Here is a 23932-nt window from a genome sequence, read left to right on the forward strand (position 1 = left end):
CCATCAAACCCTCAACCGGAGTGACCATGACGGATATCATGCACGCGGGTGCCGCCACAGCGCCCGGTAACGCCCCCAGACCTGTACTGGAAATCGACGATCTAAGCGTCAGCTTTAGCGGCCGTTCCGGCACGCATCAGGCGCTAAAAGGCATTTCCTTTACCGTGAATAAAGGGGAAGTGGTCGCCGTGGTCGGCGAAAGTGGTTCAGGCAAGTCCGTGACATCACTCGCCGTGATGGGGCTGCTGGCGGACTCTGCCAACATCGAACGCGGTGCGCTCCGTTTCACCGCACGCGACGGCAAGCAGCATGACCTGCTGAGCATGAAAGCGGAAGCGCGTCGTAAGCTGCGCGGTCGCGATCTCGCCATGATTTTTCAGGAACCGATGACGTCGCTTAATCCGGTACTGAAAGTCGGCGATCAGCTCACCGAAGCACTGCTTGACCACAAAATTTGCGATGCCGCCAGCGCGGACAAAAAAGCCCGTGAGCTACTGCACAAGGTGCGCATCGCAGATGTTGATCGCGTGATGAAAAGCTACCCGCACTCGCTGTCTGGCGGAATGCGCCAGCGTGTGATGATTGCACAGGCGCTGGCCTGCGATCCGCAGTTGTTGATTGCCGATGAACCGACCACCGCGCTGGACGTCACCGTGCAGGCACGCATTCTGCAAATCCTGCGCGACCTGCAACAGCAGAGCGACATGTCGGTGCTGTTTATCACCCACGACATGGGCGTGGTGGCGGAAATCGCCGATCGCGTGGTGGTGATGTACCGCGGCGAGATCGTGGAGCAAGGCACCGTCGAACAGATTTTTGCCGCACCGCAGCACCCTTATACCCAATCGCTGCTGGCCGCTGTACCGAAGCTGGGCGACATGCGCGACAGCCTCTGGCCAAAGCGCTTTCCTTTACTGGGACAGGCTGCCGATCCGGAAAATAGTGAGCAGGTTACCGCCCGCTATGACGCCGAACCGCTGTTGGATATTCGCGGGCTGCGGGTGTATTACCCGATGCGCAGCGGGATTCTATCCACGGTTACTCACCACGTTCATGCGGTAGAGCAGATTGATTTCAACGTCTGGCCGGGCGAAACGCTGGCTATCGTCGGGGAAAGCGGCTGTGGCAAGTCCACCACCGGACGCGCACTGCTGCGTCTGGTACAGAGCCAAGCTGAAAGCATTCATTTTCAGGGTAACGAAATCTCCCAGATGAAAGAGCGGGATTTCCAACCGCTGCGCCGGGAAATGCAGATGGTGTTTCAAGACCCGTACGCCTCGCTCAACCCGCGCCTGACGGTCGGCTTCACCATCGCCGAACCGCTGCTGCTGCACGGGCTGGTGAAATCGCTGGAAGAGGCGACACCGCAGGTGCAGGCACTGTTAAAAAGCGTCGGTCTACTGCCAGAGCACGCGCGTCGTTATCCGCACGAATTTTCCGGCGGACAACGTCAGCGTATCGCGATTGCCCGCGCGATGGCGCTACAGCCACAGGTCATCATTGCTGACGAAGCCGTTTCGGCGCTCGATGTGTCGATTCAGGCACAGGTCGTCAACCTGATGATGGATCTCCAGAAGAAAACTGGCGTGTCGTGGATTTTCATCTCGCACGATATGGCCGTCGTCGAGCGCATCGCCAACCGCGTCGCGGTGATGTACCTCGGCCAGATTGTGGAGATCGGCCCGCGCCAGTCGGTGTTTAACAACCCGCAGCATCCATATACCCGCCGCCTGTTGGCCTCGGTTCCGATTGCCGATCCAACGCGTCGCGGCGCACGCCAATTTGACGACAGCGAAATCCCTTCGCCCTTGCGTAAAGCAGGCGAGACCGTCGCCAAAACGCGCTACCGAGAGGTTGCGCCGCAGCACTGGGTCGCCGACAACGAATCGGCAGCCTGAAACACGACGTCATGATAAGAAAATAGCCACAAAAAATAGCCATAAACACAACACACGTTCAATGCTGACCAGGAGAGAAACCATGAAGCCATTCGTTCGCCGCTCTGCCGTTGCCCTCGGGCTCTCACTGTGTCTGGCGGCTGTAGCCCAGGCGCAAGACCTTCGCATTTCCATCTATGCCGATATCACCGGGCTCGACCCGCACGATACCTCGGACACGCTGAGCTACTCCATTCAGAGCGGCATCTTCGAGCGTCTGTTCCAGTTCGATAATAAAATGAAGCTGGTGCCGCGTCTGGCGACGGGCTACACCAGTAATGACACCGCCACCGAGTTCGTCGTGACGCTGCGCGAAGGCATCACTTTCCAGGACGGCGCGCCGTTCAACGCCGACGCCGTTAAAGCTAACCTCGACCGTCTGGCCGATCAGAGCAAGGGCTTAAAGCGCAACAGCCTGTTTAACATGGTGCAAACCGTCACCGTGCTGTCGCCGACGCAGGTCAAAATCGAGCTGAACAAATCTTTCGGTGCCTTTGTGAACACGCTGGCGCACCCGTCTGCCGTTATGCACAGCCCGGAAGCACTGAAGAAATACCCAGACGAAGCACAACTGCGCGTGAACCCAGTCGGTACTGGTCCGTTCAAATTCACCGAATGGCAGCAGGGTAAAGACGTGAAGCTGGTGAAATTCGACAACTACTGGCAGAAAGGCTGGCCGAAAGTCGACAGCGTGACCTTCTACCCGACGCCGGAAGATTCCACCCGCGTGGCGTCACTGAAATCCGGTCAGGTGGATGCCGTTTATCCGCTGCCTTCCGATCTGATCGGCACCGTACAAAACGACAGCAAGCTGGCGATTCAGCGCGACCCGAGTATTTATCAATTCTGGCTGGCGATGAACAACCTGCGTCCACCGCTGAACGATATCCGCGTGCGTCAGGCGCTCAACTACGCCATCAACCGCGACATCTGGCTGAAAGTCGGCTTTGCCGGCATGGGCGTTCCTGCCTCTTCTGCAATGGCACCGGACGTGCAGTTCTTCGCACGCCAAACCTCGCCGAACTACACCTATAACCCAGAAAAAGCCAAGGCGCTGCTGAAAGAAGCGGGCTACGCCAACGGCCTGAGCCTGAAGCTGTGGACAACGAACCGTACCGACTACATCCGTAGCGCGCAGTTCTTCAAACAGCAGTTAGAGCAGGTCGGCATCAAGGTCACCGTCACCCCGATGGATTCCGGGATGCGTAACGCCAAGCTGTTTGGCGTAAAAGATCCGAAAGACGCCGAATTTGACCTGTTCTACAACGGCTGGTCTCCGTCTACCGGTGATGCTGACTGGGCGCTGCGTCCGCTGTTCGCGACAGAGTCTTGGGTTCCGGTTGCCTATAACGTCTCCTACTACAGCAATTCGGTAACGGATAAAGCGATTAACCGCTGGATTGGCGACGGCCGATGCCGACAAACGTGCCGCGGCTTATGCTGATGCACAGCGTCAGATTTGGCAGGATGCGCCTGTGGTCTTCCTGGGCTCGCCGGACAACGTTGTCGGCAAAACCAAGAACCTCGACGGCGTCTACATGCTGGCTGATGGCTCACTGATCTTCGATCAGGCTGAATTTAAGTAATCGGTCAGGGAGAACGCCATGTTTGCTTATATCGTCCGACGTTTGCTGGAAATGATCCCGGTTCTGCTGGTGGTCTCCCTGTTAGTGTTCGGTTTTATAAAACTGTTGCCGGGTGACCCGGCACGTATTTACGCCGGTGCTGATGCGACCATTGAGGCGGTGGAAGCCGCCCGTCAGCAGTTAGGATTGAACGACCCGCTGCCACAGCAGTATGTCCACTGGCTCGGCGGCCTGTTCAGCGGCGATCTGGGTGTGACGTACCGCACCCAACAGCCGGTTATCGACGTCATCAGCAAGAGCTTTATGCCCACCATGTGGCTGGCACTTGCTGGCTTTGTCTGGTCGGTGCTGCTCGGCCTGCTGATAGGCGTTGTTTCCGCACTCAAGCGGGGCAAATGGCAGGACTGGACGCTGATGAGCTTCGCGGTCGGCGGGATTTCCATGCCGCCGTTCTGGCTAGGCTTGCTGTTGATTCAGTTTGTCGCCATGCCGTTCGGCGTCTTTTCCGTCAGCGGCTTCAATCAGCCCAGCGACATCATTCTGCCCGCGCTGACGCTCGGGGCATCGGTAGCTGCCGTTATGGCACGCTTTACCCGCTCCGCGTTTCTGGAGGTCGCACAGGAAGACTACGTCCGTACCGCTCGCTCCAAGGGCCTGCGCAATCGGCTGGTCACCTGGAAGCACGTGATGCGTAACGCGCTGATTCCGGTCATCACCATGCTGGGGCTGCAATTCGGCTTCCTGCTCGGTGGCTCCATCGTGGTCGAAAGCGTGTTTAGCTGGCCGGGACTGGGCTGGCTGCTGATTGAATCAATCAAGACGCAGGATCAGCCGGTCATTCAGGCGCTGGTGATGCTGTTCGTGTTTGAATTTATTGTCATTAACCTGTTGGTCGACCTGCTGTACGCGGTGGTCAATCCGGCGATTCGCCTACGTTAGGAGACACGATGAACCTTCCTCCCGAACCCGTCGTGGCCGTTGCCACGCTTGATGAAGAGACGATACGTTCGCCGTGGCGCGACTTCGTTCAGGTCTTTATCCGTAACCCGATGGCGCTAATTTCCAGCGGCTTCGTTCTGCTGCTGGTAGTGGTCGCCATTTTCGCCCCCTGGCTGGCACCGTGGAACCCAATGGAGCCCGACTGGGCATCGCTGGCTTCACCGCCTTCAGCAGCGCACTGGATGGGTACCGACGATCTCGGGCGCGATGTGATGAGCCGTATCATCTACGGCGCTCGCATCTCGTTATATATCGGCATCTTTTCCGTCACGCTGGGCATGCTGGTCGGCATCGTGCTCGGCCTGCTGGCAGGCTACTACGGCCGCTGGGTCGATACGCTGATCATGCGCGGTTCCGACGTGCTGTTCGCCTTCCCCGGCATGTTGCTGGCGATTGCGGTCGTCGCGATCCTCGGCCCCGGCCTGAATAACGTGATTATCGCCGTGGCGGTCTTCAGCGTACCGGTCTTCGCCCGCATCGTGCGTGCCTCTACGCTGTCGCTGAAACAGGCAGCTTATGTAGAAGCGGTACGCTGCGCCGGTGCGCCGGATCGCATCGTGCTGATGCGCCACATCCTGCCCGGCACGCTACCTAACGTGATCGTCTATTTCACCATGCGTATCGGTACCAGCATCCTGACCGCGGCAGGCCTGAGCTTCATCGGCCTTGGCCCAGAGCCGGACGTACCGGAATGGGGCAATATTCTGGCGATGAGCCGCAGCCTGATGATGGCGGGAGCCTGGCACGTCAGCGTGTTCCCAGGTCTGGCGATCTTCTTCACCGTGCTGGCGTTTAACCTGCTTGGGGATGCGCTGCGTGATACGCTCGATCCCAAACTGAAAAGCTGAGGAAGGCGATGCACGGCGATCTCCAGATGAACGACTATCACCAGCAGCAGCAGGCGCTGTTGCTACAACGCTGGAAAACGACGCGGCAATTGGGTACGCCGCGCTCGGCCAGCGGGCCGCATAACAGTATCAGTGATGTGGCAGGCGTGCGCGTCGGCCACTGCACGCTGGCGGCAGGCGAAGTGCAAACTGGCGTCACGGCAATTGTGCCGCCCGGCGAGAACCTGTTCACCCAGCCGCTGCCCTGCGGCGCGGCGGTACTGAACGGCTTCGCCAAACCTGTAGGACTAGTACAGATCGAAGAATTGGGATTACTGCAAACGCCCATCCTGCTCAGCAACACGCTGGCAACTGGCACACTGTTTACCACGCTGGTGCGCGATGCCATTGCCCGCAATCCTGAACTGGGTCGCACGCTGCCGACGGTGAACCCGCTGGCGCTAGAGTGCAACGACGGCTGGCTGAACGACATTCAGGCGCTGGCGGTGACGGAACACATGGCACGACAGGCGCTGGACAATGCGGCAGAGAGCTTCGCACGCGGCAGTGTGGGTGCCGGACGCGGGATGAGCTGCTTTAGCCTGAAAGGCGGCATCGGCACCGCATCGCGCCTGATTCCCGAATTGAACGCCACGCTCGGCGTGCTGGTGCTGGCAAACTTCGGCACGCTTTCCGCACTGACGCTGGACGGCGTGCAGATGGGCGACGCTATCGCACCGATCCTGCCCGAGCTCGCGCCGCAGCAGGATGCGGGATCGATCATCATTATCATGGCGACGGATGCCCCGCTCGATGCGCGCCAGCTCAAGCGCATCGCCAAACGTGCTGGTGCAGGATTAGGTCGGCTCGGCAGCTATTGGGGACACGGTTCCGGTGATATCGCCGTCGCGTTCTCCACCTGCCCGCAGCCGCAACCGCCGGAGGATGCGCAGCTTGAATCGCTGTTAAGCACCGCCGCCGACGCGACTGAACACGCAGTGCTCGACGCCATGCTTCAGGCAGACGCCGTGACCGGTTTTCGCGGCCATCACCGCCCGACGCTGCCACAGGCGTTGGATCGGCTGGCTGCGACTCTTTATCCATAAGCAAATTCTCCCGTAGGAAACTGATGATGAAAGTGTTTATCTCTGCTGATATCGAAGGGATCGCTGGCGTGATGCGCCCAGAACAGTGCAGCCCCGGCACCGCGGAATATCAACTGGCACGTGGCCTGATGGAGCAGGAAGTGAACGCCGCCATTGACGGCGCGTTCGCGGGTGGCGCAACAGAGGTGGTGGTCGCCGACAGCCATGCGGCAATGGTCAATCTGCGTGCGGAAAACATCGACGCCCGCGCCCGACTGGTACAGGGCAAACCGCGCGGCTATTCGATGGTCGAAGGACTGGAGCAACAGCAGTTCGACGGCCTGATGTTCATCGGCTACCACAGCGCCGCAGGCGAGTTCGGCGTGCTGTCGCATACCATCAACGGCCGTGCGTTCTACCGCGTACGCATCAACGGTGAAATCATGGGCGAGAGCGATATCTACGCTGCCGCTGGTGTGGAACAGAAGACGCCGCTCTGGCTGGTCAGCGGTGACGACACGCTCCAGAGCTGGATCGCCCGCTACTACCCCGCCACCGACTACGCCTGCGTCAAACGCGCCATCTCGCAGCACGCGGCCGAATCTCTCAGCACTGAACAGGCGCGTCAGGTGATTCGTGACGCTGCAAAAGCGGCGGTGGAAAAAGCACACCGTACGCTGAACTCGCGGATTCAGGCACCCTACCGTCTTGAACTGATGGTGGCAAAACCGGTACTGGCCGATCTATTCTGTCTGCTGCCGAATGTTGAACGTTTGGATGCCATAACCGTAGGTTATACGGCGCAGAGCATGCGGGAAATCACCAGCCTGCTGGGTGCCTTCTCCTATCTGGCGACAACGCAAAACTGATTCCAGTTTATCCGCCCCTTATTCCGGGGCGTAAACCGATTGAAAAGAGAATTTATCGCATGACAAAGCCCGTGATTGTGATCCACGGTGGCGCAGGTGCGCTGACCCGCTCGGCCATGAGTGCTGAAAAAGAGCAACGCTATCTGGCCGCATTGTCCGAGATTGTCGCCAGCGGACAACGCATTCTGGCTGAAAACGGCAGCGCATTGGATGCCGTAACGGAAGCCGTTCGCCTGTTGGAAGAATGTCCGTTATTCAATGCCGGACACGGCTCGGTCTTTACCCACGCGGAAACCCACGAACTGGACGCCAGCATCATGGACGGACGCTCGTTGGATGCCGGCGCGGTCAGTTGCGTCAGCCATATCCGTAACCCGATTCTAGCCGCGCGTACCGTACTCGAAGCCAGTCAGCATGTGATGTTTACCGCCGACGGCGCGGAGGCATTTGCACAGCAGCACGGTCTGGAAATGGTCGATCCGGCGTTTTTCTCCACCGATGAACGTCGCCAGCAGTTGCATAACGCGCAGGCAGGCTCAGGCCGCGTCATCCTCGACCATGACGGCCAGAACGACCCTATCGATCCCGACCGTAAATTCGGCACCGTCGGCGCGGTAGCACTCGACAGCGCGGGGAATCTTGCAGCAGCAACCTCAACGGGCGGCATGACCAATAAACAGGCCGGACGCGTGGGCGACAGCCCCATCATCGGCGCAGGCTGCTACGCCAATAACCAGACGGTGGCGGTTTCCTGCACTGGCACCGGTGAAGTCTTTATGCGCGCCGTCGCCGCCTATGATGTCTCGGCGCTGACGGAATATGCCGGACTCACGCTACAGCAGGCCAGCGATCGCGTGGTGATGGAGAAACTGGTGCAGATGGACGGCAGCGGCGGACTGATTGCCGTCGATAAAGCGGGCAACATTGCCCTGCCGTTTAACAGCGAAGGGATGTACCGCGGCTATGGCTATGTGGGAGAAGCCCCCGTCGCCGATATTTATCGCTAAATCTGTCGCCCTACATAGACAGGTCGAATTGCACCATTTTCGACCATAACGCACAATTATGGAGCATTACGCACCATAATTGTGCAAGGCTATTATTAAGAAACGCCGCTGGCCGGGCAGGAACGAAATTAGAAACTGGCGTAATAATTGCAGGCATTTTGATTATTACTCATACGACGCTCACCAGAAAGCGTCAGCCGGAGCCTGCACTCATGCGACTACGCCATATTGAAATCTTCCAGGCCATTGTTCAGGCAGGCACCATCAGCGGCGCTGCCCGCTTGCTCAATGTGTCGCAGCCGAACGTCAGCCGGGTATTGAATCACGCAGAGCAGCAGCTCGGTTTTTCCCTGTTTGAACGTCGCACACAGGGCATGATCGCCACCGAAGAAGGGCTGCGCCTGATACCGAAAGTGCAGGAGCTTTTCAGCCATCTGCAAAGCATCAGTTCACTTACCGAACAAATCAAAACCAGCAAGGCCCACTCCGTACGGCTGGGTGCAGCACACGCATTCGGGCAGATGATCGTGGCCCCAACGCTGGTGGAATTTCATAAGCAGGCGGCCTTGGTTAACGTTGAACTCGTCACCGAGCACTTCAGCACGCTGTGCCAGAACATCCTGCAAAACCAGCTCGATTTCGCGCTGATCTTTGGTCAGCAGGTGCCGTCCGAGCTGCTGGCAGAGCCGCTGTTCCAGTCCACGATGGTCGCCTTATTGCCGAAAGACAGCCCGATAAACGGCCCTGTCTCGCTGGAATGGCTGTGCAACAACAATCTGCTGATGATGCAGCATAAGGATCCACTCGGTCAGGTGCTACACCGTGCGCTGCGCGACAGAGCGCTACAGCCAGCGGCTTCGCTCTACATCAAAACCTACTCGGTGATTGCTGACATGGTGCTGGCGGGTGGCGGTACGGGCATCGTCGATCTCTTTACTGCCTGTCGCTATGCCGACCAGCTCAAGATCGTCCCTATCGACCAGCCGCTGCCTTTTGAAGTCACGCTGATCAGCCGCCGTGATAACCCACAGTCACAGGCGACGCTACAGCTGAAGCAGATGATGAAAAACCGCTGTCGCGACATCGCCAGACAAAACGAGACGCTGCTTTACGCCGCCTGATTCCCGACGGGCGGAACCGGGCTGGCGGTTTTTCCTATCCCCTGCACGGGACTCAACGCTATAATCCTTCTCATCATTTGCTTTACAGGTATGCACCAATGATTCGCAGCATGACCGCTTACGCCCGCCGAGAGATCAAGGGCAACTGGGGAAGCGCAGCCTGGGAACTGCGTTCCGTTAACCAGCGCTATCTGGAAACCTATCTTCGTTTACCGGAACAATTCCGCAGCCTCGAACCTGTCGCGCGTGAGCGCATCCGCGCCCGTTTGACCCGTGGCAAAATCGAATGCAACCTGCGTTTTGAACTCGACCCAAGTGCGCAAAGTGCGCTGATCCTGAATGAAAAGCTGGCGAAACAGCTGGTTAATGCCGCCAACTGGGTCAAAATGCAGAGCGACGAAGGGGAAATCAACCCGGTTGATATCCTGCGCTGGCCCGGCGTGATGTCGGCAGAAGAGCAGGATTTGGACGCCATCAGCGCCGAACTGCTGACCGCGCTGGAAGGCGCGTTGGATGATTTCATCGCCGCCCGTGAAAGCGAAGGCAACGCGCTGAAAGGGATGATAGAACAGCGTCTGGCTGGCGTCAGCGCTGAAGTCGTCAAAGTCCGCGCCCAGATGCCGAACATCCTGCTATGGCAGCGTGAGCGCCTGCAAAGCAGGCTGGAAGATGCGCAGGTGCAGCTGGAAAATAACCGTCTGGAACAGGAACTGGTGCTGATGGCACAGCGCGTTGACGTCGCCGAAGAACTCGACCGCCTCGACGCTCACGTCAAAGAAACCTACAAAATCCTGAAAAAAGAAGAAGCCGTCGGCCGCCGCCTCGACTTCATGATGCAGGAATTCAACCGCGAATCGAACACGCTGGCCTCGAAATCTATCAACGCCGACGTCACCGCTTCAGCTATTGAACTGAAAGTGCTGATCGAGCAAATGCGGGAACAGATCCAGAATATCGAGTAACGTTTCACGCGATCTCGCGTTGTCTCACTAAGTCGTATCAGGACAAAAGGCCATTGTAAATCATGGCCTTTTTTGTTTTATGATGGAGGAAGAAAACATGGGGCTAACCCATATCAAATGGATTTTTTGGTGCTCCGTCATTCAGTAACTCAGACGCGATGGCATGCACCTCGCCCTGAACATAAGCCCAATATTCAGGATTATCGAGAGTTCTCTCTTTAATTGGCTTAGGGATAAAGCGGCTCATTTCCATATTGAAGTCGTCACGGACTTCATCTTCCGACATCAGCTTGGCTAACTGAATAGACAGCGCCTGTCGAAAGTCTTCTGTTTGCTTCTGTCTGGCGGTGAGCTTCTTTTCAACCAGTGTCTTGGATAAATCAATACCGCGCTGCTTAATCCAAACGATATCCCAGATATCACGAGGTTTAATACGCCTTGCCCGATACGCTAACGCGATCAACTTATCGGCCAATGTTTCTTGTAACGACTGTACCGGAACCAAGATCCCTTCAGTCGGTACAACGATGTCGTAATGATTGATTAGTGGGCGCTTTTCAATATCAAATGACGGAATAGCACAGACGTCAATATGCATTTTTTGCCGTGGCAAATCAGGACGATTAGCTTCTTTTACGATACTAATTTTCCAAGAAACGGTATCCCCTTGCTGCTCGCCAGAAGGTTTGTTTACCCAAACTTCTGTTTCATACTTGTTCTGAATATAGGTTTGGATTTCGGACTCCAGCCCCTCAAACGCTGAGGGCTTGAAATCATGACCACCATTGAAATCAAGATCTTCTGATAGCCTGCTGCTGTTGTAACACATTCGTAATGAGGTGCCGCCAATGAACGTTAACCGCTGCATGACGCCCTGTTTGATCAGCACATCCATAATGTCATGATGCAAGATCTCTTTTTCTATGACGGGTGTCACTGCGGCATAGTCAGGGTTTGACTGGACAATTTGGCGAATTTGTTGCTTCAGCATACGTTATCTCCCACACACTCCCCCATGCTTAGCTCTCCAACATATGTAGATTGCGCTGGCAGTGTTTTAGATCTGCAATCGCTTGTTCCTTGTATGCGCGATACATTTTGATGTCGGGGTCATAATACAAATTAGGTGCAATTTGCTCGACTGGCTTTTTAGTATGGGTAAACTCGATCACGCCATAAGGCGTATCAAAACAACCACTTCGACCTTTAGTTACCACAGTGACTCTACCCATCACAACTTGTGAAATATCACCGGTATGACTGAGCTGACTTTCTAAGCTGATGTAGTTCAATGTGCCACTGCGCAACTTTTTGATGATTTTATAAATGGCAGTCTCGGGCTCAGGTGGTGTAATAACACTTTCATAGAAGCCTTTCACCACTCGTCTTAGCAACCCCTTCTTTACGCAATCTGCCAGGAACTTTCTAAAGGCCGAGTCACAAGGCACACCCTGCATAAAAGCCAGCTCTGTTACACTGTGAATGCCACCGCCAGCGTTAACTGCTTTAGCCAACGCGTTTAATAGCTCATCAGATTTAGCCATAGGTCTACACTACATTACCAAATAAGTAATGTAGTGTAGACCTGATGCTAGACCTGCGCAAGAAAAGGTCTACAGATTGTTACGTAATAAGTTGTCAGCATACTGGCATATTCTGCTGGTCAGCGCGAGCGTCTGCAAAGCAAGCAGGAAGATGCGCAGGTACAGCTGGAAAATAACCGTCTGGAACAGGAACTGGTTCTGATGGCACAGCGCGTCGACGTCGCCGAAGAACTCGACCGCCTCGACGCTCACGTCAAAGAAACCTACAAAATCCTGAAAAAAGAAGAAGCCGTCGGCCGCCGCCTCGACTTCATGATGCAGGAATTCAACCGCGAATCGAACACGCTGGCCTCGAAATCCATCAACGCCGACGTCACCACGTCAGCCATTGAGTTGAAAGTGCTGATCGAGCAAATGCGGGAACAGATTCAGAACATTGAGTAAGGTTTCACGCGATCTCGCGTTGTCTCATTAAGTCTCGTCAGGATAAAAAGGCCATTGTAAATCATGGCCTTTTTTGTTTTATATAGTCTCATATCGTATCACTACAGCGCGTGTTTCGTGTGTACATAGACGTGTACATAGTAGCTGGATAGCGCATCATCATATTTAAATCATAGAAACAATAAACGGAATTATAAAGAATGGGCTTAAAGAAAACACTGTCTTATGCTGTTAAGGAATTTATTAACACATATATCACGATGGCATTAACGATTGGTTTAGGTTTTTTATTCTACGAATTCATTCCTGAGCATTGGGGAAAACTGACTATTCTTACCATTGTCATTATTATTTATGTTGACGTGAAATTCTTTTCAAAAAATTAGGAGAAAAATAAATCGGCCTTAATTATTAGTAGGCGACATACCAAAGCATGCTTGTTTTCGTATGAACATAAACTCGCTCTTTTCTTCCACCGTTATTAATAATCAAACTGATAATGTCACGACTCGCTTTTCTTTTCGTTACAGCAACACGCTACGAAACTCGTAGTATCTGACCCCGTAAAAAGCATCGACAATTGGTGATACTGACTTTCAAGGAGAATCGCCAATGACTACCATAAATGCTGCCGCTACCGAGAGTTCCATTACCATTTTCCGTGACCTGATCGCTTCGTTACCCGTTGAGCACCTTAGTCGTGCTCAATATGACGATCTTAGTGCAATCGCCGTTGAATCGGTTGAAGGACTGTGCCACGGTTTACAATATGTTAGCGAAGCGCTGACTGAAGAAACCACCACAGAACACCTTCAACAACTCAGCGCCTACCTCAGTACTTATGCGCACCTGATCCCTGCGCTTATGGCACTCAGCTAACAGACGGCATCAGTTCGCACCGCAAACCTCACCTAAACTGTCTCTATCCGATCCTAATAAGGACAAAATTCCTATAAATTGTCCTTATTAGCTTGAGCTTTGTCCTTATCTCTACTACGTTTAGAGACACCGACTACTATTCTGTCCTTATAAAAATGAGCCAAGACAATCGTATACAGCAAGAGAAAATATCAATTTTGCAAGCAGTGCTTCAGTTCGATGAAGCAAAAAGTCTAGGCGAAATTGAAGAATTTTTATTATTTTCAATAAACAAGAAAACACTACAGCGCCGACTTAAAGAGCTCTACGACGACGGGCAGATCGTGACGGTAGGGGAAAAACGCAATACTAAATATTATGCAAATAAGGACAACTCATCTTCATTGCGTGTCCTTAAGTCATTCGATAAGGACACTATCGATAACAACATAAGGACAATACGTGCAGATGAGGACAATCACCCCATCTTTTCCAAAGAGGCTATCTCACAGCTCGCCTATTTAGATACGCCTTCGTATGCACGTAAAAAATCCAGCTATCAATTTGATATTTTGGATAATTATTTACCCAACATCACTCAGTACCTGCCGAATCAGATACAAACGACGCTGGCGAAGATGGGGAAACGATTTGATGACACACTGGCAGCAGGGACTTATGCGAGGAATATTAGTCAACGTCTACTCATTGATTTTTCTTATAACTCTAGTCGACTAGAAGGTAATACCTACTCCAAGCTTGATACACAAAAACTCATAGAGCAGGGGCTGACAGCCGATGGTAAAGTTCATGAAGAAACCATCATGATCATGAACCACAAAGAAGCGATTGAATTTTTAATTGAAAATGCCGAAGAGATAATAATTAATCCCTTCACAATCAGAAATATTCACGCCCTGCTTTCGCAAGATTTACTTGCCAATCCCAACGCATACGGTAACATCAGACAGATAGAAGTCTCTATTGGAAAATCGGCCTATTTGCCGCTAAACAACCCCCATCAACTCGAAGAATGCTTCTCTCTATTGCTACGCAAAGCAGAACAAATCCGCGACCCATTTGAACAAAGCTTTTTCTTATTCATTCATTTATCGTATCTACAAGCCTTTGAAGACGTAAACAAGCGAACCGCTCGATTATCCTGCAATATCCCTTTTATTAAGCACAATTTTTGCCCGTTAAGTTTTATTGATGTACCGCAAGAGGATTACTTTAAAGCATTGCTGTATTTCTATGAAACCAATGAGCTCCTGCCCGCTTTGGAGCTGTTCAAATGGGCCTATACGAGATCTTGCGAACAATATGATGTAGTAAAAGAGTCAATTGGCGAAATTGATATTTATCGCATACAACATCGTGTGGCACGAAAAGTGGCGATGGGGAGTATTATCCGGGAAAATCTTAATGAACAGCTTGCAGAACAATATCTTAAGAAATATTGTGCAGAAAATGATATTCCTTCTGCCGATAAATTTATTGCCATGACACTCAGTGATTTATCTCAACTTCATGTTGGATCAATCGTTGGACTTGGCATTACAGAAAAAATGTTTATTGAGTGGAAAAATAATTGAATAAACGGAAGATTCGCAGCGAATCGATAGGAATTACTCGTCAGGACAGAAACGTAATAGTGGCGAGCGGCAAAACGGTATCCAAAGATCACCAAAATGCCAAGCTAGACGCCGAATTTGCTCTCATCATGCAGCGCCACGGTCATACCATCGAAGCACTGCATGACCGATGATAAGTGCAACAAAATAGGACTGTATTCCTACAATCCCATCAAGAATGGGAATATAGTCCCATTATCGCAGCACAAGCTGGCGCCAAAAGCCACCACTGAAAACCATCTCAGGAACATCTTCACCCGCAACAAAACAGGGAAAAACAACCGACATGCGTTATCTCGTCCTCCCCTTTATCCTTCTTGCCTTAACCGGCTGTCAGGCGGTAACCACCTTCGATAAATATGCCACGCTGCGTCTTTACGAAGTTTATGAAGCCGAGAATCTTTCCGCCTGCGACTACAAGCCTAAATTCCGCGACTGTACTGTGGGTAAGCGATCTTTTGACGTCAAGATATCCGATGATAAGAGCAAAATCGCGTTAGTGGTCAGAAAGCGTTACGCCTATTTTGGCTTCACGCGTGATGATTTTGCCCGGCAGACGCAGCCGCTGCGTGATTTCCTGACTTGGGCGCAAGATCCGGCCGCGAAGGATAAACAGATCGCTCAGTTACGCAAAGCCGGAAACGTTGGCGGGAGTCTGTACGACAACAAGGAAGTGCAATATCAGTTCGATTATCTGCATACGCGTGCCGATGTTCAGCTACTCGTCGTTAAGCCCCATGAAAACGCCGACTCGTACGGCATGACCGTGGATGAAGTGAAAAACCTGCTATCGGTCATGGATGCCTGGTATGCCGGCACGTTTTCTGGCAAGCAGCTAACGTAAGTTCGGTGAGGCGGCCAGACAGATCACGTCTGGCCGAGAGCGGCATTAGAATTTCTGCATTCTGGAAGAAAATTGGCCGCAGTTTTTCAGCATCAAATCTTTGACGGGTCGGCGGTCATAGTAGCCTTTTTCGGTTTTGAACACTTCGTAGACTTCGATACGTCGTGGTGAATACGGCCCGACATACTCGCCAGTGACATAATAGTAATTCCCGACCACAGGTTTAAACGTCACGGTACTAAATCCGCCATTGCCAGCAATCATTCTGACCGCAATATTGTGTTGCGCACTGACCCAAAACTCACGAATCATCGTTGGTGTTTCTGGAATTTCAGGGAAGCCGAGTTCTTTATTATTAAGTTTAGTTTGGAACCCAAACGCATTATTGGTATAGCCATTTTCTGGTGCATCAATATTAATACATCTGTCGGTCGTCGGATAAACGCGAACATAGTCGAGATTGCGGTTATCGAACGTCATACCCACTCGGTCAGCACCCTGATAATCCTCCAGTTTATGACTATAGGTCGCAACCGAACATCCGCTGACTAATACCGAACTGATTCCTATCAGAAGCATTTTCCCAAACATAACCATCCCTTACCTTTATAAAATCAGAACATCCTGATTATTTTACGCCGCTTTTTATTCGAAAATTTATGTTGTATTACCTTAAAGCATTACCTCACCTTAAACACTAATGATAAACGAGGCAACGTGGCAATTTCTCTCTATTACACCGCACGACGTAAAAAATCCCTGAGCCCACAAGAGATATCTGCCGTGAAGGAGATTGTCCAACGCCATTCCGTTAATGAACACATTGAGAAATACCTGACGACCGGCGACGGCATAAACTGGGAGTCATTTAATTTCACCCTCAACGCGAAAATCGGTAACGTTTTCAGAAAAGGAATCGTGTTCTCCGGCTCGACTAAACTCCCCGATAGCGATGAAGAAGCTACCTGGATTGGCGTACAGCACTGGTGCCAGTGTTTATCCGAAATCCGCACCGCCCTGACACACTGTGAATGGCACGTCGCGGTTGACGACCACAGCATACCGTGGGACGACGAAGCAAAGGCGTATGACCCAACGCGCTGAGCCAGCGAGAATGCTGAAGAGAGAAACGAATATGGACGACAACGACATTTACGATGCTGTCGCCACCAGCGCATACGGGCTGTCGATGGGCGCGATATGGCAACATATTGCGGTGGAGTGTCGGGGCAACTCCAGAACCTACGCCCAGCGTCGGGCGCTGTTTTTTACGCTGCTGGAGCGGCTCATCGCAGAGGGCAGAATCAGGCTTGCCAGTCAGGGAGACTATCTGCAAGGCGACCCAAAACATCAGGTCGATCGGCTCCGCCATGCCTTTCCGCCTGAAATGTCCGATGATGAATTTGATGATGTCGACGAATATGGCCTGTGGTTCTTAGCCAAAGCGCCCGCAGGCGTCGTGTGGATCACGCCCGAAGGGCAAGAGAGTTGGACGTAAGAGGAATCAGCCAAACCTGTGCCAATTCCTCTTACTCACGACCGGATATCATTACTCGCAGCGGACTTACTCCGTGGTCTTACGTTCAGCCTCCTGACCTTCCGCTGCCTGGCCATTTCACTACCTGACCCTCTAGCTCCTCATCCTGTTCCGACTTCGCCACACTCGGATGCTGGCGACCTTCCTCGATAAAATCTTCGTCGATGCCTTCAATATTCTCCTGATTATCGCGACCAGAGAGGATGTTCCAGCAGGCGATGAACAACGCAGCAATCAACGGACCGATCACAAAACCGTTGATACCGTAGATTTCCATGCCGCCCAGCGTGGCGATCAGAATCAGGTAATCCGGCATTTTGGTGTCTTTCCCCACCAGCAGCGGGCGCAAAATGTTGTCCACCAGCCCAATCACCAGCACGAAGAACGCGACAATGAAGATGGCTTGCCACAGCATATCCGTCGCGAACAGGAAGATAGCGGCAGGCACCCAGATAATTGCCGATCCCACAGCGGGAATAAGCGACAGGAACGCCATCAGCGAGCCCCACAGCAGGCTACCTTCTATTCCTGCGATGGAGAACGCAATACCGCCCAGTGTCCCCTGCACAATCGCCACAACCACGGTGCCTTTTACGGTCGCCCGAGATACGGCGGCAAACTTCACCAGCAGGTGATGCTTAACATGCGTGGAAAGCGGCAACGATTCCAGAATCAGGTTGACCAGATAGGCACCGTCTTTCAGGAGGAAGAAAAGCAGGTAGAGCATCACCCCGAAACCAATGAAGAAGGTGAATGTCCCTTTGCCGATCAGCAGCACGCTTCCCGCCAGATATTGCCCACCTTTCAGCACAACCTGAGAAAGCTCTTGCTGTATTTTGGCGGCGTTATCCAGATTGTGTTCCGCGAGGAAATGTCGCGCCCACCTCGGCAGATGCTGAATCAACTCCGCCAGCACCACCGGGAATTGCGTATTACTGTCCTGCAATCGGGTGTAAACCCCGTTAATTTCAACCACCAGCGAGGAAACAATGATCCCCAACGGAATGAAGACGAGCAGGAAGATGATCAGGACGGTCAGCAATGAAGCAACGCCGTTACGATCGTTCAATTTTTGCCGAATTTTGCTTTTCAGCGGATGGAAGATAATGGCCAGCACCGCCGCCCATAAGATGGCAGAATAATACGGTGCCAGGATGTCAAAAAACGCCAGCGTGACGATAAATAAGATAAGGATGAAGAATCCCTTCGTAAGCCCTTTAATATTCACAACGATTTCCCCTTCGTTCAATCTGCTCTCGAAATATAGAACGAAGTGGGGCGTTTGCAATATAGGAAAAGCCGTCGTCCGGTGAAAAGCCATCAGAAAGCGCGGCGAAAAGGCGGTAATGTAATGCCTCTCGCCGCATCATCCGTGCTTACAGGCCATCCAATCGCCGCAGGGTCGCCTGCACGAGTGAGTCCGTGGTGATATCAGCAATGGACTTGGCACCCGTGAGCGTCATCGCCACACGCATCTCTTTTTCGATCAGGTTCAGCAGGTTAACCACGCCCGCTTCGCCCGCCGCCGCTAGCGCGTAGACAAATGCACGCCCGAGCATCACGCCGTCCGCACCCAGCGCGATCATCCGCACCACGTCCAGCCCGGTACGAATCCCAGAATCCGCCAGAATAGTGATATCGCCTTTCACCGCATCGGCGATAGCAGGCAGCGCATGTGCCGTCGATAGCACGCCGTCCAGTTGACGACCACCGTGGTTGGAAACCACGATACCGTCTGCGCCGAATTTCACGGCCTCTTTGGCATCTTCCGGGTCGAGGATGCCTTTGATGATCATCGGCCCTTTCCACATCTCGCGGATCCACGCCAAATCCTGCCACGAAATAGAGGAATCGAAATTCTCGGCCAGCCAGCCGATATAGTTTTCCAGCGTCGTCGGCGTGCCGCGATAGGCGGAAACATTCCCCAAATCGTGCGGCTTACCGTTCAGGCCAACGTCCCATGCCCACTGTGGATGCACCATCGCCTGCAACACACGACGTATCGCCGCATTCGGGCCGCTCATGCCGGAATGGGCATCGCGATAGCGTGCGCCCGGCGTTGGCATATCTACGGTAAACACCAGCGTCTTGATCCCTGCCGCCTGCGCGCGTTCCAACACATTGCGCATAAAGCCGCGGTCTTTTAACACGTAGAGCTGGAACCACAGCGGCCGATCGATAGTGGGTGCGACCTCCTCAATCGGGCAGACGGAGACGGTAGACAGCGTAAAGGGAATACCCTTCTGCGCCGCCGCACGGGCAGCCTGCACCTCGCCGCGTCGGGCGTACATACCGGTCAGGCCAACGGGTGCCAGCACCACCGGCATCGCCAGTTTTTCGCCAAACAGCTGCGTTTCCAGGCTCAGGTCGGAGACATTTTTCAGGATACGCTGACGCAGCGCGATATCCGCCAGATCGGCGGTATTACGCCGGAGCGTGTGCTCGCCATACGCACCGCCATCGGCGTAGTGGAAAAGAAACGGCGGCAGCTTACGCTGCGCCGCCGCTCGGTAGTCCGTTGAAGCAGAGATGATCATCGTCCTTTCCCATCCTTCTTCTTGTTTGTGCCACTGTTACGGTAAGTGGAATGACCGTGGGTAAAACCAATACCCCTCGTTGAAAGCGCGAGATACCGGGGGCTACCACGGTGCGAGGTATCCCTACGGGAACCTCATCACCGTGTTTCCCCCTCAACCCACACTTAAGCAAACATCATGACCTTTAGTGAGATTGCCTTTAGTGGAACTGCTTTTAGTGAAATTGAAGGTACGCGACATGCGTTTGCAGATATTCCTGCAAGCCGTGCTTGCCGTCCGCCCCACCCACACCGGATTTACGCCAGCCCGCATGGAAGCCCTGCATCGCCTCAAAGTTCTCGCGGTTGATGTAGGTTTCGCCGAATTTCAGCCCTTTCAGCGCCTTCATCGCGGTGTTGATGTTTTGAGTATAGATCGACGACGTCAGACCATATTCACTGTCGTTCGCCATCGCAATCGCCTCTTCCAGCGTGTCGAAAGCCGCGACGGGCAGCACCGGACCAAACACCTCTTCGTGCATGATCGGCATGTCCTGTTTGACGTCCACCAGCAGCGTAGGCGGATAGAAATAGCCCGTACCACTTGCGCGCTGGCCACCGAGCAGCACTTTCGCGCCCTGCGATACCGCTTTCGCCACTTTGTCTTCGACACGCTGTCGCGCCGCCGCACTGATCAGTGGCCCCATATCCAGTGCTTTTTTCTCCGCCGTATTGCCGAAAGTCACCTGCTCCATCGCGGCTTTAATACGCGCGATAAACTCGTCGTAAATGCCTTTCTGCACGTAAACGCGCTCGGCGCAGTTACACACCTGCCCGCTGTTGATGACGCGGGAACTGACGATCGCTTTCACCGCCAGATCGAGATCGGCGTCGTCCATTACGATGGCTGGGGCTTTGCCGCCCAGTTCCAGCGACACCTTCGTCACGTTCTGCGCCGCTGCCGTCATGGTCGCAATGCCCGCTGCCACGCTGCCGGTCAGGCTGACCATGCCAACTTTCGGGTTAGCAGCCAGCTCTTGCCCGACCGTCGGGCCGTAGCCGGTAACAAAATTGATGACGCCTTTCGGCAGACCGATCTTGTGAATGATTTCGGCGAAAATCACCGCATTGTTCGGTGTGATCTCGCTCGGTTTGATAACGATGGTGTTGCCCGTAATCAGCGCCGGTGCCGCTTTACGCGCAATCAGGAAGAAGGGGAAGTTCCACGGCAGAATACCGGTCGTGACGCCAATCGCTTTGCGGAAGACGAAGATGTTTTCATTCGGGCGGTCGCTCTGAATAATCTCACCTTCGTAACGACGCGCCCACTCTGCCATGTAGTCGAGATAGTCAGCGGTAAACAGCACTTCCGTCTGCGCCAGACCGTGCGTCTTACCACCTTCCGCGATGATCGTGTCGGTCAGTTCGGCTTCGCGCTCGCGGATACCATCGGCAATCTTGTGCAGCCAGACGCCACGTTCAACCGCAGGCAGCGCTTCCCAGCCCGGCTGTGCGGCTTCTGCCGCTTCTATCGCTCTCTTCGCATCGTCAGTGGAGCCTTGCTGGGATCTGTGAAATAACCTGCTCTGTGGCTGGGTTCACCACATCAATCCACTTCCCGCTTCTGTTTTCAACAAACTCACCGTTGATGTACATACGTTTTTGGGTGGTGCTCATGTCAGGCGTCTCCAAAGTAGGGTAAGGGAATACCACGCATAAACGAGTTGTTAATAAAACACGTTTTTTTTGTGAAGTTTTGCCATGCTGCGCGTTCTGCGCGGCATTTACCTTTTCATCGCTGCCACCTCAGTCTGGCAAGTGGCAAAAAAGTCATGCTGAGAACGTCTGACGTAACACTTTTGCAAAGTATCGGAATTCAGATAGCGAGTTCGCCGGCTGATACATGGGCAGGGTTAGGGAGCGGAAATATTGAGGGGCTTAAAATAAGGTGATTAGGGGAAATAACTTGTGCGGCAGGATACCTGCCGCATGCATCTTTATCCCTTTTTCATACTTTCAATATAGCGATTCCGAGATTGATTTCGATTGTTATACTCAGTAACCAACCTATTGAAGCTATTGATCATGTTGTTATAATTTTTTTCAAGACCTGCGTTTTTCGATTTATCCAGATCGCGACGTAGCGCCTTTACGTTCGCCAACAGCGCTGATGCGTTCGGCTCCAGATTGAACCAGAATGGATCGGCTGCCGTCTTATTTGCCATCGAGGCTCGATTCGCTTCACCATAGGTTTTCGCTGCATCTAACGCCTGCTGGTATGTCGTTTCAAGTGGCTGTAGATTTTCCACCGTCAAACGGTCCTGCACATTTAGCGCGTCGATGGCGTCAATGACGGTGCGGGCTTCCAACATCACATTTTCTGTGTGCCACCAGATATCCTTACCATTACGCTGCTCCATAGCAACCAGCGCTTGTTTTTCTATTGCCAGGTTGCGTGAGGCGACAATGCTATGGATGCGATCGGATTTTTCAAAGAACCTCTTGAACAACGGCTCGATTTGCGACTGAAGGGCCTTGCCTTTAGCCATTCCATCGTCTTTGTAATCGCCCTGAGAATAGTAGGTATCAACTTCCTGAACCAGAGGAATCAATTGTTGGAGGACTTGAGCATAATCTGCACCAATCGGGTCAAGCTCTGGGTCGGCTTGCCCACTCTTCGCCCCTGCTTCCAGACCCTCGACACAGTTTTTGGCAATAGCGTACTGATCGCCATGCTGAGTAAGTGTAAAGCGAGTCTGTAAATTCCAAAAAGCGCGGCCATTAGCGAGCTGGCTTTCGTAAGCAGTATGATAACGAGCATAAGCACCGCGCCAAATACCATCTACGCCGTTAATACACCCGACGAACGGGGCAAGTTTAGCTACCGTTGCCTCGTTTTCTTTCGATAATAGTGTTTCAGCACTCCCTTCCGCCTTACCTCCCATTAGTTCGTTCAACACATCCGTTTTATAGATGACCGCCCCGCCAATCACAGCCACTGTGACTAAAGCACTGACTACCTTCTTCACTAAAACTCTCCTGTTAATAATAAAGAAATCCCCAACCTTGAGCTCCTATGCTCGCGGCTGAAGGCCAGGCAATAGTACCACATGTAACAATTGGTAACGGTTTTCCGTACCATCGGACTCACCGAGCATGGATCTAACGTTTGTCAGTTCAGAACACACTCGGCGACGTCCCTTTTAACAGCCTGCTAGCTAAGCAGAAGACGCTTACGGCTCGTCGATTTTCACGATCTCTTCCTTCACCTTCCACTTGCCGCCTACCAGCTCGCGGGTGGTGGCGACCATCGCCTGTTTCTCTTCGGAGTAGGCTTCCGTGGTTTCGGCAATCAGGACAGGCTGATTATTGGCGATCTGATAGGCAGACCATTGATGCCAGCAGCAGCCGCTTTTGGTAAACGTCGTAATGACCTTACTTTTCTCATCGATATCGAACAAGCCGAGGTTGGTGCTGGCTAACTCGGTCAGAGACGCATTCAGGGTGAACTGCTGCTTTTCCACATCAAACAGGTACACATCGTAAGACGGCCCGCCGTAAGCGCCGCTATTGCCATTACGCACTATGATATCCGCGTGGTGATCGAAGTTAGCGTCATCAATCACCAGTCCGCTGTTGTTCTCGCCATAGACTTCAACCAGATTCGCTGTCACTTCGCCCTTAGTGTTCAGCTCGATGAACATATTTTCCATCGTGATACGCTGGAACAGATCACCACGCCCTTTCTTAAAGATATCCAGCGTGCCGGGGCCTTCGCAGGTTGAGTAAGAAGAGTCGAGATCGCACGCCGCCACGCTGAGAACGAAGTCCCACTGGTCTGATGCCTGAGTAATCAGAGAGATATTTTCACTCCCGGAAAGCGCCTGAATACGGGAAACCATCTCATTCCCCAGACAAACGTCATCCTTACAGCGATCGCGCTCGACCAACCAATCACGCTGCTCCTGACGCGCCTGCGCTTTATCTGCCTTTTTCATGTAACCCTGATAGGCCTTGTTCAATACCGTATCAAGCTGCTGTAACTGGCTGCTGGCACAAATCATTTTCTCAGTGTCTGTGCTGGCCTTGCTGCAATCCATCGCCCAGGCGGAAGAGGTGAAACAGAACAGCAGGGATGAAACAGCCAGAGATAAATAACGCAT

At 53.1% G+C, this 23932-nt stretch carries 21 protein-coding genes and 3 pseudogenes; 16 read left to right on the forward strand and 8 right to left on the reverse strand.

Annotated features, from left to right (window positions below):
* Positions 1-26 precede the first annotated feature (26 nt).
* From HP572_RS19310 to HP572_RS19350, 9 genes and pseudogenes are all read left to right on the forward strand, one after another.
* The gene (locus HP572_RS19310) at positions 27-1898 is read left to right on the forward strand and encodes an ABC transporter ATP-binding protein (protein ID WP_240585785.1); all 1872 of its coding nucleotides are present in this window, start codon (positions 27-29) and stop codon (positions 1896-1898) included.
* Between the two features lie 82 nt (positions 1899-1980).
* Positions 1981-3523 (forward strand): annotated as a pseudogene (locus HP572_RS19315) (glutathione ABC transporter substrate-binding protein).
* An 18-nt stretch (positions 3524-3541) separates the two neighbouring features.
* Positions 3542-4462: an ABC transporter permease gene (locus HP572_RS19320; RefSeq protein WP_014913740.1), complete on the forward strand. Its 921-nt coding sequence runs from the start codon at positions 3542-3544 to the stop codon at positions 4460-4462.
* Between the two features lie 8 nt (positions 4463-4470).
* A complete protein-coding gene (locus HP572_RS19325) occupies positions 4471-5370 on the forward strand; it encodes an ABC transporter permease subunit (protein ID WP_240584064.1) in 900 nt (299 codons plus the stop codon).
* An 8-nt stretch (positions 5371-5378) separates the two neighbouring features.
* Positions 5379-6455, forward strand: a complete 1077-nt coding sequence (locus tag HP572_RS19330) for a P1 family peptidase (RefSeq protein ID WP_371745288.1) — start codon at positions 5379-5381, stop codon at positions 6453-6455.
* 26 nt (positions 6456-6481) lie between these two features.
* Positions 6482-7303 (forward strand): M55 family metallopeptidase, encoded by an 822-nt coding sequence (locus tag HP572_RS19335; protein WP_014913737.1) that lies wholly within the window; start codon positions 6482-6484, stop codon positions 7301-7303.
* A gap of 59 nt (positions 7304-7362) precedes the next feature.
* Positions 7363-8310 (forward strand): isoaspartyl peptidase/L-asparaginase family protein, encoded by a 948-nt coding sequence (locus HP572_RS19340; RefSeq protein ID WP_240584065.1) that lies wholly within the window; start codon positions 7363-7365, stop codon positions 8308-8310.
* A gap of 212 nt (positions 8311-8522) precedes the next feature.
* Complete coding sequence (locus tag HP572_RS19345) at positions 8523-9431, forward strand: LysR family transcriptional regulator (RefSeq protein ID WP_039474568.1); 909 nt, start codon at positions 8523-8525, stop codon at positions 9429-9431.
* A gap of 98 nt (positions 9432-9529) precedes the next feature.
* Entirely contained in the window at positions 9530-10393 is an 864-nt protein-coding gene (locus tag HP572_RS19350) for a YicC/YloC family endoribonuclease (RefSeq protein ID WP_240584066.1), read from the forward strand.
* Between the two features lie 103 nt (positions 10394-10496).
* Here the strand turns inward: HP572_RS19350 and HP572_RS19355 are convergent, their stop codons facing one another.
* A complete protein-coding gene (locus tag HP572_RS19355) occupies positions 10497-11384 on the reverse strand; it encodes a nucleotidyl transferase AbiEii/AbiGii toxin family protein (RefSeq protein WP_240584067.1) in 888 nt (295 codons plus the stop codon).
* A gap of 28 nt (positions 11385-11412) precedes the next feature.
* Positions 11413-11937, reverse strand: coding sequence for a type IV toxin-antitoxin system AbiEi family antitoxin (gene abiEi, locus HP572_RS19360; protein WP_240584068.1), 525 nt, complete (start codon positions 11935-11937; stop codon positions 11413-11415).
* A 120-nt stretch (positions 11938-12057) separates the two neighbouring features.
* On the opposite strand from abiEi, the pseudogene HP572_RS19365 reads away from it, so the two are divergent.
* The 5 genes and pseudogenes from HP572_RS19365 to HP572_RS19385 all read left to right on the forward strand — a co-directional run.
* Positions 12058-12381 (forward strand): annotated as a pseudogene (locus HP572_RS19365) (YicC/YloC family endoribonuclease); the annotation flags it as partial.
* A gap of 612 nt (positions 12382-12993) precedes the next feature.
* Positions 12994-13260 carry a hypothetical protein gene (locus tag HP572_RS19370; RefSeq protein WP_240584069.1) on the forward strand — a complete coding sequence of 89 codons (267 nt, stop codon included), beginning with the start codon at positions 12994-12996 and terminating at the stop codon, positions 13258-13260.
* Between the two features lie 155 nt (positions 13261-13415).
* Positions 13416-14834, forward strand: a complete 1419-nt coding sequence (locus tag HP572_RS19375) for a Fic family protein (protein WP_240584070.1) — start codon at positions 13416-13418, stop codon at positions 14832-14834.
* The gene (locus HP572_RS19380) at positions 14831-15007 is read left to right on the forward strand and encodes a type II toxin-antitoxin system prevent-host-death family antitoxin (RefSeq protein WP_371745289.1); all 177 of its coding nucleotides are present in this window, start codon (positions 14831-14833) and stop codon (positions 15005-15007) included. The genes HP572_RS19375 and HP572_RS19380 overlap by 4 nt, the downstream gene beginning before the upstream one ends.
* Before the next feature lie 152 nt (positions 15008-15159).
* A complete protein-coding gene (locus HP572_RS19385) occupies positions 15160-15717 on the forward strand; it encodes a hypothetical protein (protein WP_240584071.1) in 558 nt (185 codons plus the stop codon).
* Between the two features lie 45 nt (positions 15718-15762).
* Here the strand turns inward: HP572_RS19385 and HP572_RS19390 are convergent, their stop codons facing one another.
* Positions 15763-16308 (reverse strand): hypothetical protein, encoded by a 546-nt coding sequence (locus HP572_RS19390; protein ID WP_240584072.1) that lies wholly within the window; start codon positions 16306-16308, stop codon positions 15763-15765.
* Between the two features lie 126 nt (positions 16309-16434).
* Between HP572_RS19390 and HP572_RS19395 the strand changes: the two genes are divergently transcribed.
* Both HP572_RS19395 and HP572_RS19400 read left to right on the forward strand, forming a co-directional pair.
* Entirely contained in the window at positions 16435-16821 is a 387-nt protein-coding gene (locus HP572_RS19395; RefSeq protein WP_240584073.1) for a hypothetical protein, read from the forward strand.
* 31 nt (positions 16822-16852) lie between these two features.
* Positions 16853-17215: a DUF596 domain-containing protein gene (locus HP572_RS19400; protein ID WP_371745340.1), complete on the forward strand. Its 363-nt coding sequence runs from the start codon at positions 16853-16855 to the stop codon at positions 17213-17215.
* Between the two features lie 85 nt (positions 17216-17300).
* On the opposite strand, the gene HP572_RS19405 is transcribed toward HP572_RS19400, so the two are convergent.
* The 5 genes and pseudogenes from HP572_RS19405 to HP572_RS19425 form a co-directional block, all read right to left on the reverse strand.
* A complete protein-coding gene (locus tag HP572_RS19405) occupies positions 17301-18482 on the reverse strand; it encodes an AI-2E family transporter (protein WP_240584075.1) in 1182 nt (393 codons plus the stop codon).
* A gap of 148 nt (positions 18483-18630) precedes the next feature.
* A complete protein-coding gene (gene lldD, locus HP572_RS19410) occupies positions 18631-19791 on the reverse strand; it encodes an FMN-dependent L-lactate dehydrogenase LldD (RefSeq protein WP_240584076.1) in 1161 nt (386 codons plus the stop codon).
* A 214-nt stretch (positions 19792-20005) separates the two neighbouring features.
* Positions 20006-21446: pseudogene (gene aldA, locus HP572_RS19415) on the reverse strand (aldehyde dehydrogenase).
* Positions 21447-21766: 320 nt separating this feature from the next.
* Positions 21767-22798 (reverse strand): DUF3829 domain-containing protein, encoded by a 1032-nt coding sequence (locus tag HP572_RS19420; RefSeq protein WP_240584077.1) that lies wholly within the window; start codon positions 22796-22798, stop codon positions 21767-21769.
* Positions 22799-23002: 204 nt separating this feature from the next.
* Positions 23003-23932 carry a lysozyme inhibitor LprI family protein gene (locus tag HP572_RS19425; RefSeq protein ID WP_240584078.1) on the reverse strand — a complete coding sequence of 310 codons (930 nt, stop codon included), beginning with the start codon at positions 23930-23932 and terminating at the stop codon, positions 23003-23005.

Source organism: Pectobacterium sp. PL64 (assembly GCF_022477975.1).
GTDB classification, from domain to species: domain Bacteria; phylum Pseudomonadota; class Gammaproteobacteria; order Enterobacterales; family Enterobacteriaceae; genus Pectobacterium; species Pectobacterium jejuense.

Coding starts and splice junctions, on each gene's coding strand:
- HP572_RS19350 (WP_240584066.1), top strand. CDS start 9,530: ATGATTCGCAGCATGACCGCTTACGCCCGCCGAGAGATCAAGGGCAAC.
- HP572_RS19345 (WP_039474568.1), top strand. CDS start 8,523: ATGCGACTACGCCATATTGAAATCTTCCAGGCCATTGTTCAGGCAGGC.
- HP572_RS19310 (WP_240585785.1), top strand. CDS start 27: ATGACGGATATCATGCACGCGGGTGCCGCCACAGCGCCCGGTAACGCC.
- HP572_RS19340 (WP_240584065.1), top strand. CDS start 7,363: ATGACAAAGCCCGTGATTGTGATCCACGGTGGCGCAGGTGCGCTGACC.
- lldD (WP_240584076.1), bottom strand. CDS start 19,791: ATGATCATCTCTGCTTCAACGGACTACCGAGCGGCGGCGCAGCGTAAG.
- abiEi (WP_240584068.1), bottom strand. CDS start 11,937: ATGGCTAAATCTGATGAGCTATTAAACGCGTTGGCTAAAGCAGTTAAC.
- HP572_RS19320 (WP_014913740.1), top strand. CDS start 3,542: ATGTTTGCTTATATCGTCCGACGTTTGCTGGAAATGATCCCGGTTCTG.
- HP572_RS19325 (WP_240584064.1), top strand. CDS start 4,471: ATGAACCTTCCTCCCGAACCCGTCGTGGCCGTTGCCACGCTTGATGAA.
- HP572_RS19390 (WP_240584072.1), bottom strand. CDS start 16,308: ATGTTTGGGAAAATGCTTCTGATAGGAATCAGTTCGGTATTAGTCAGC.
- HP572_RS19375 (WP_240584070.1), top strand. CDS start 13,416: ATGAGCCAAGACAATCGTATACAGCAAGAGAAAATATCAATTTTGCAA.
- HP572_RS19400 (WP_371745340.1), top strand. CDS start 16,853: ATGGACGACAACGACATTTACGATGCTGTCGCCACCAGCGCATACGGG.
- HP572_RS19335 (WP_014913737.1), top strand. CDS start 6,482: ATGAAAGTGTTTATCTCTGCTGATATCGAAGGGATCGCTGGCGTGATG.
- HP572_RS19425 (WP_240584078.1), bottom strand. CDS start 23,932: ATGCGTTATTTATCTCTGGCTGTTTCATCCCTGCTGTTCTGTTTCACC.
- HP572_RS19330 (WP_371745288.1), top strand. CDS start 5,379: ATGCACGGCGATCTCCAGATGAACGACTATCACCAGCAGCAGCAGGCG.
- HP572_RS19385 (WP_240584071.1), top strand. CDS start 15,160: ATGCGTTATCTCGTCCTCCCCTTTATCCTTCTTGCCTTAACCGGCTGT.
- HP572_RS19355 (WP_240584067.1), bottom strand. CDS start 11,384: ATGCTGAAGCAACAAATTCGCCAAATTGTCCAGTCAAACCCTGACTAT.
- HP572_RS19370 (WP_240584069.1), top strand. CDS start 12,994: ATGACTACCATAAATGCTGCCGCTACCGAGAGTTCCATTACCATTTTC.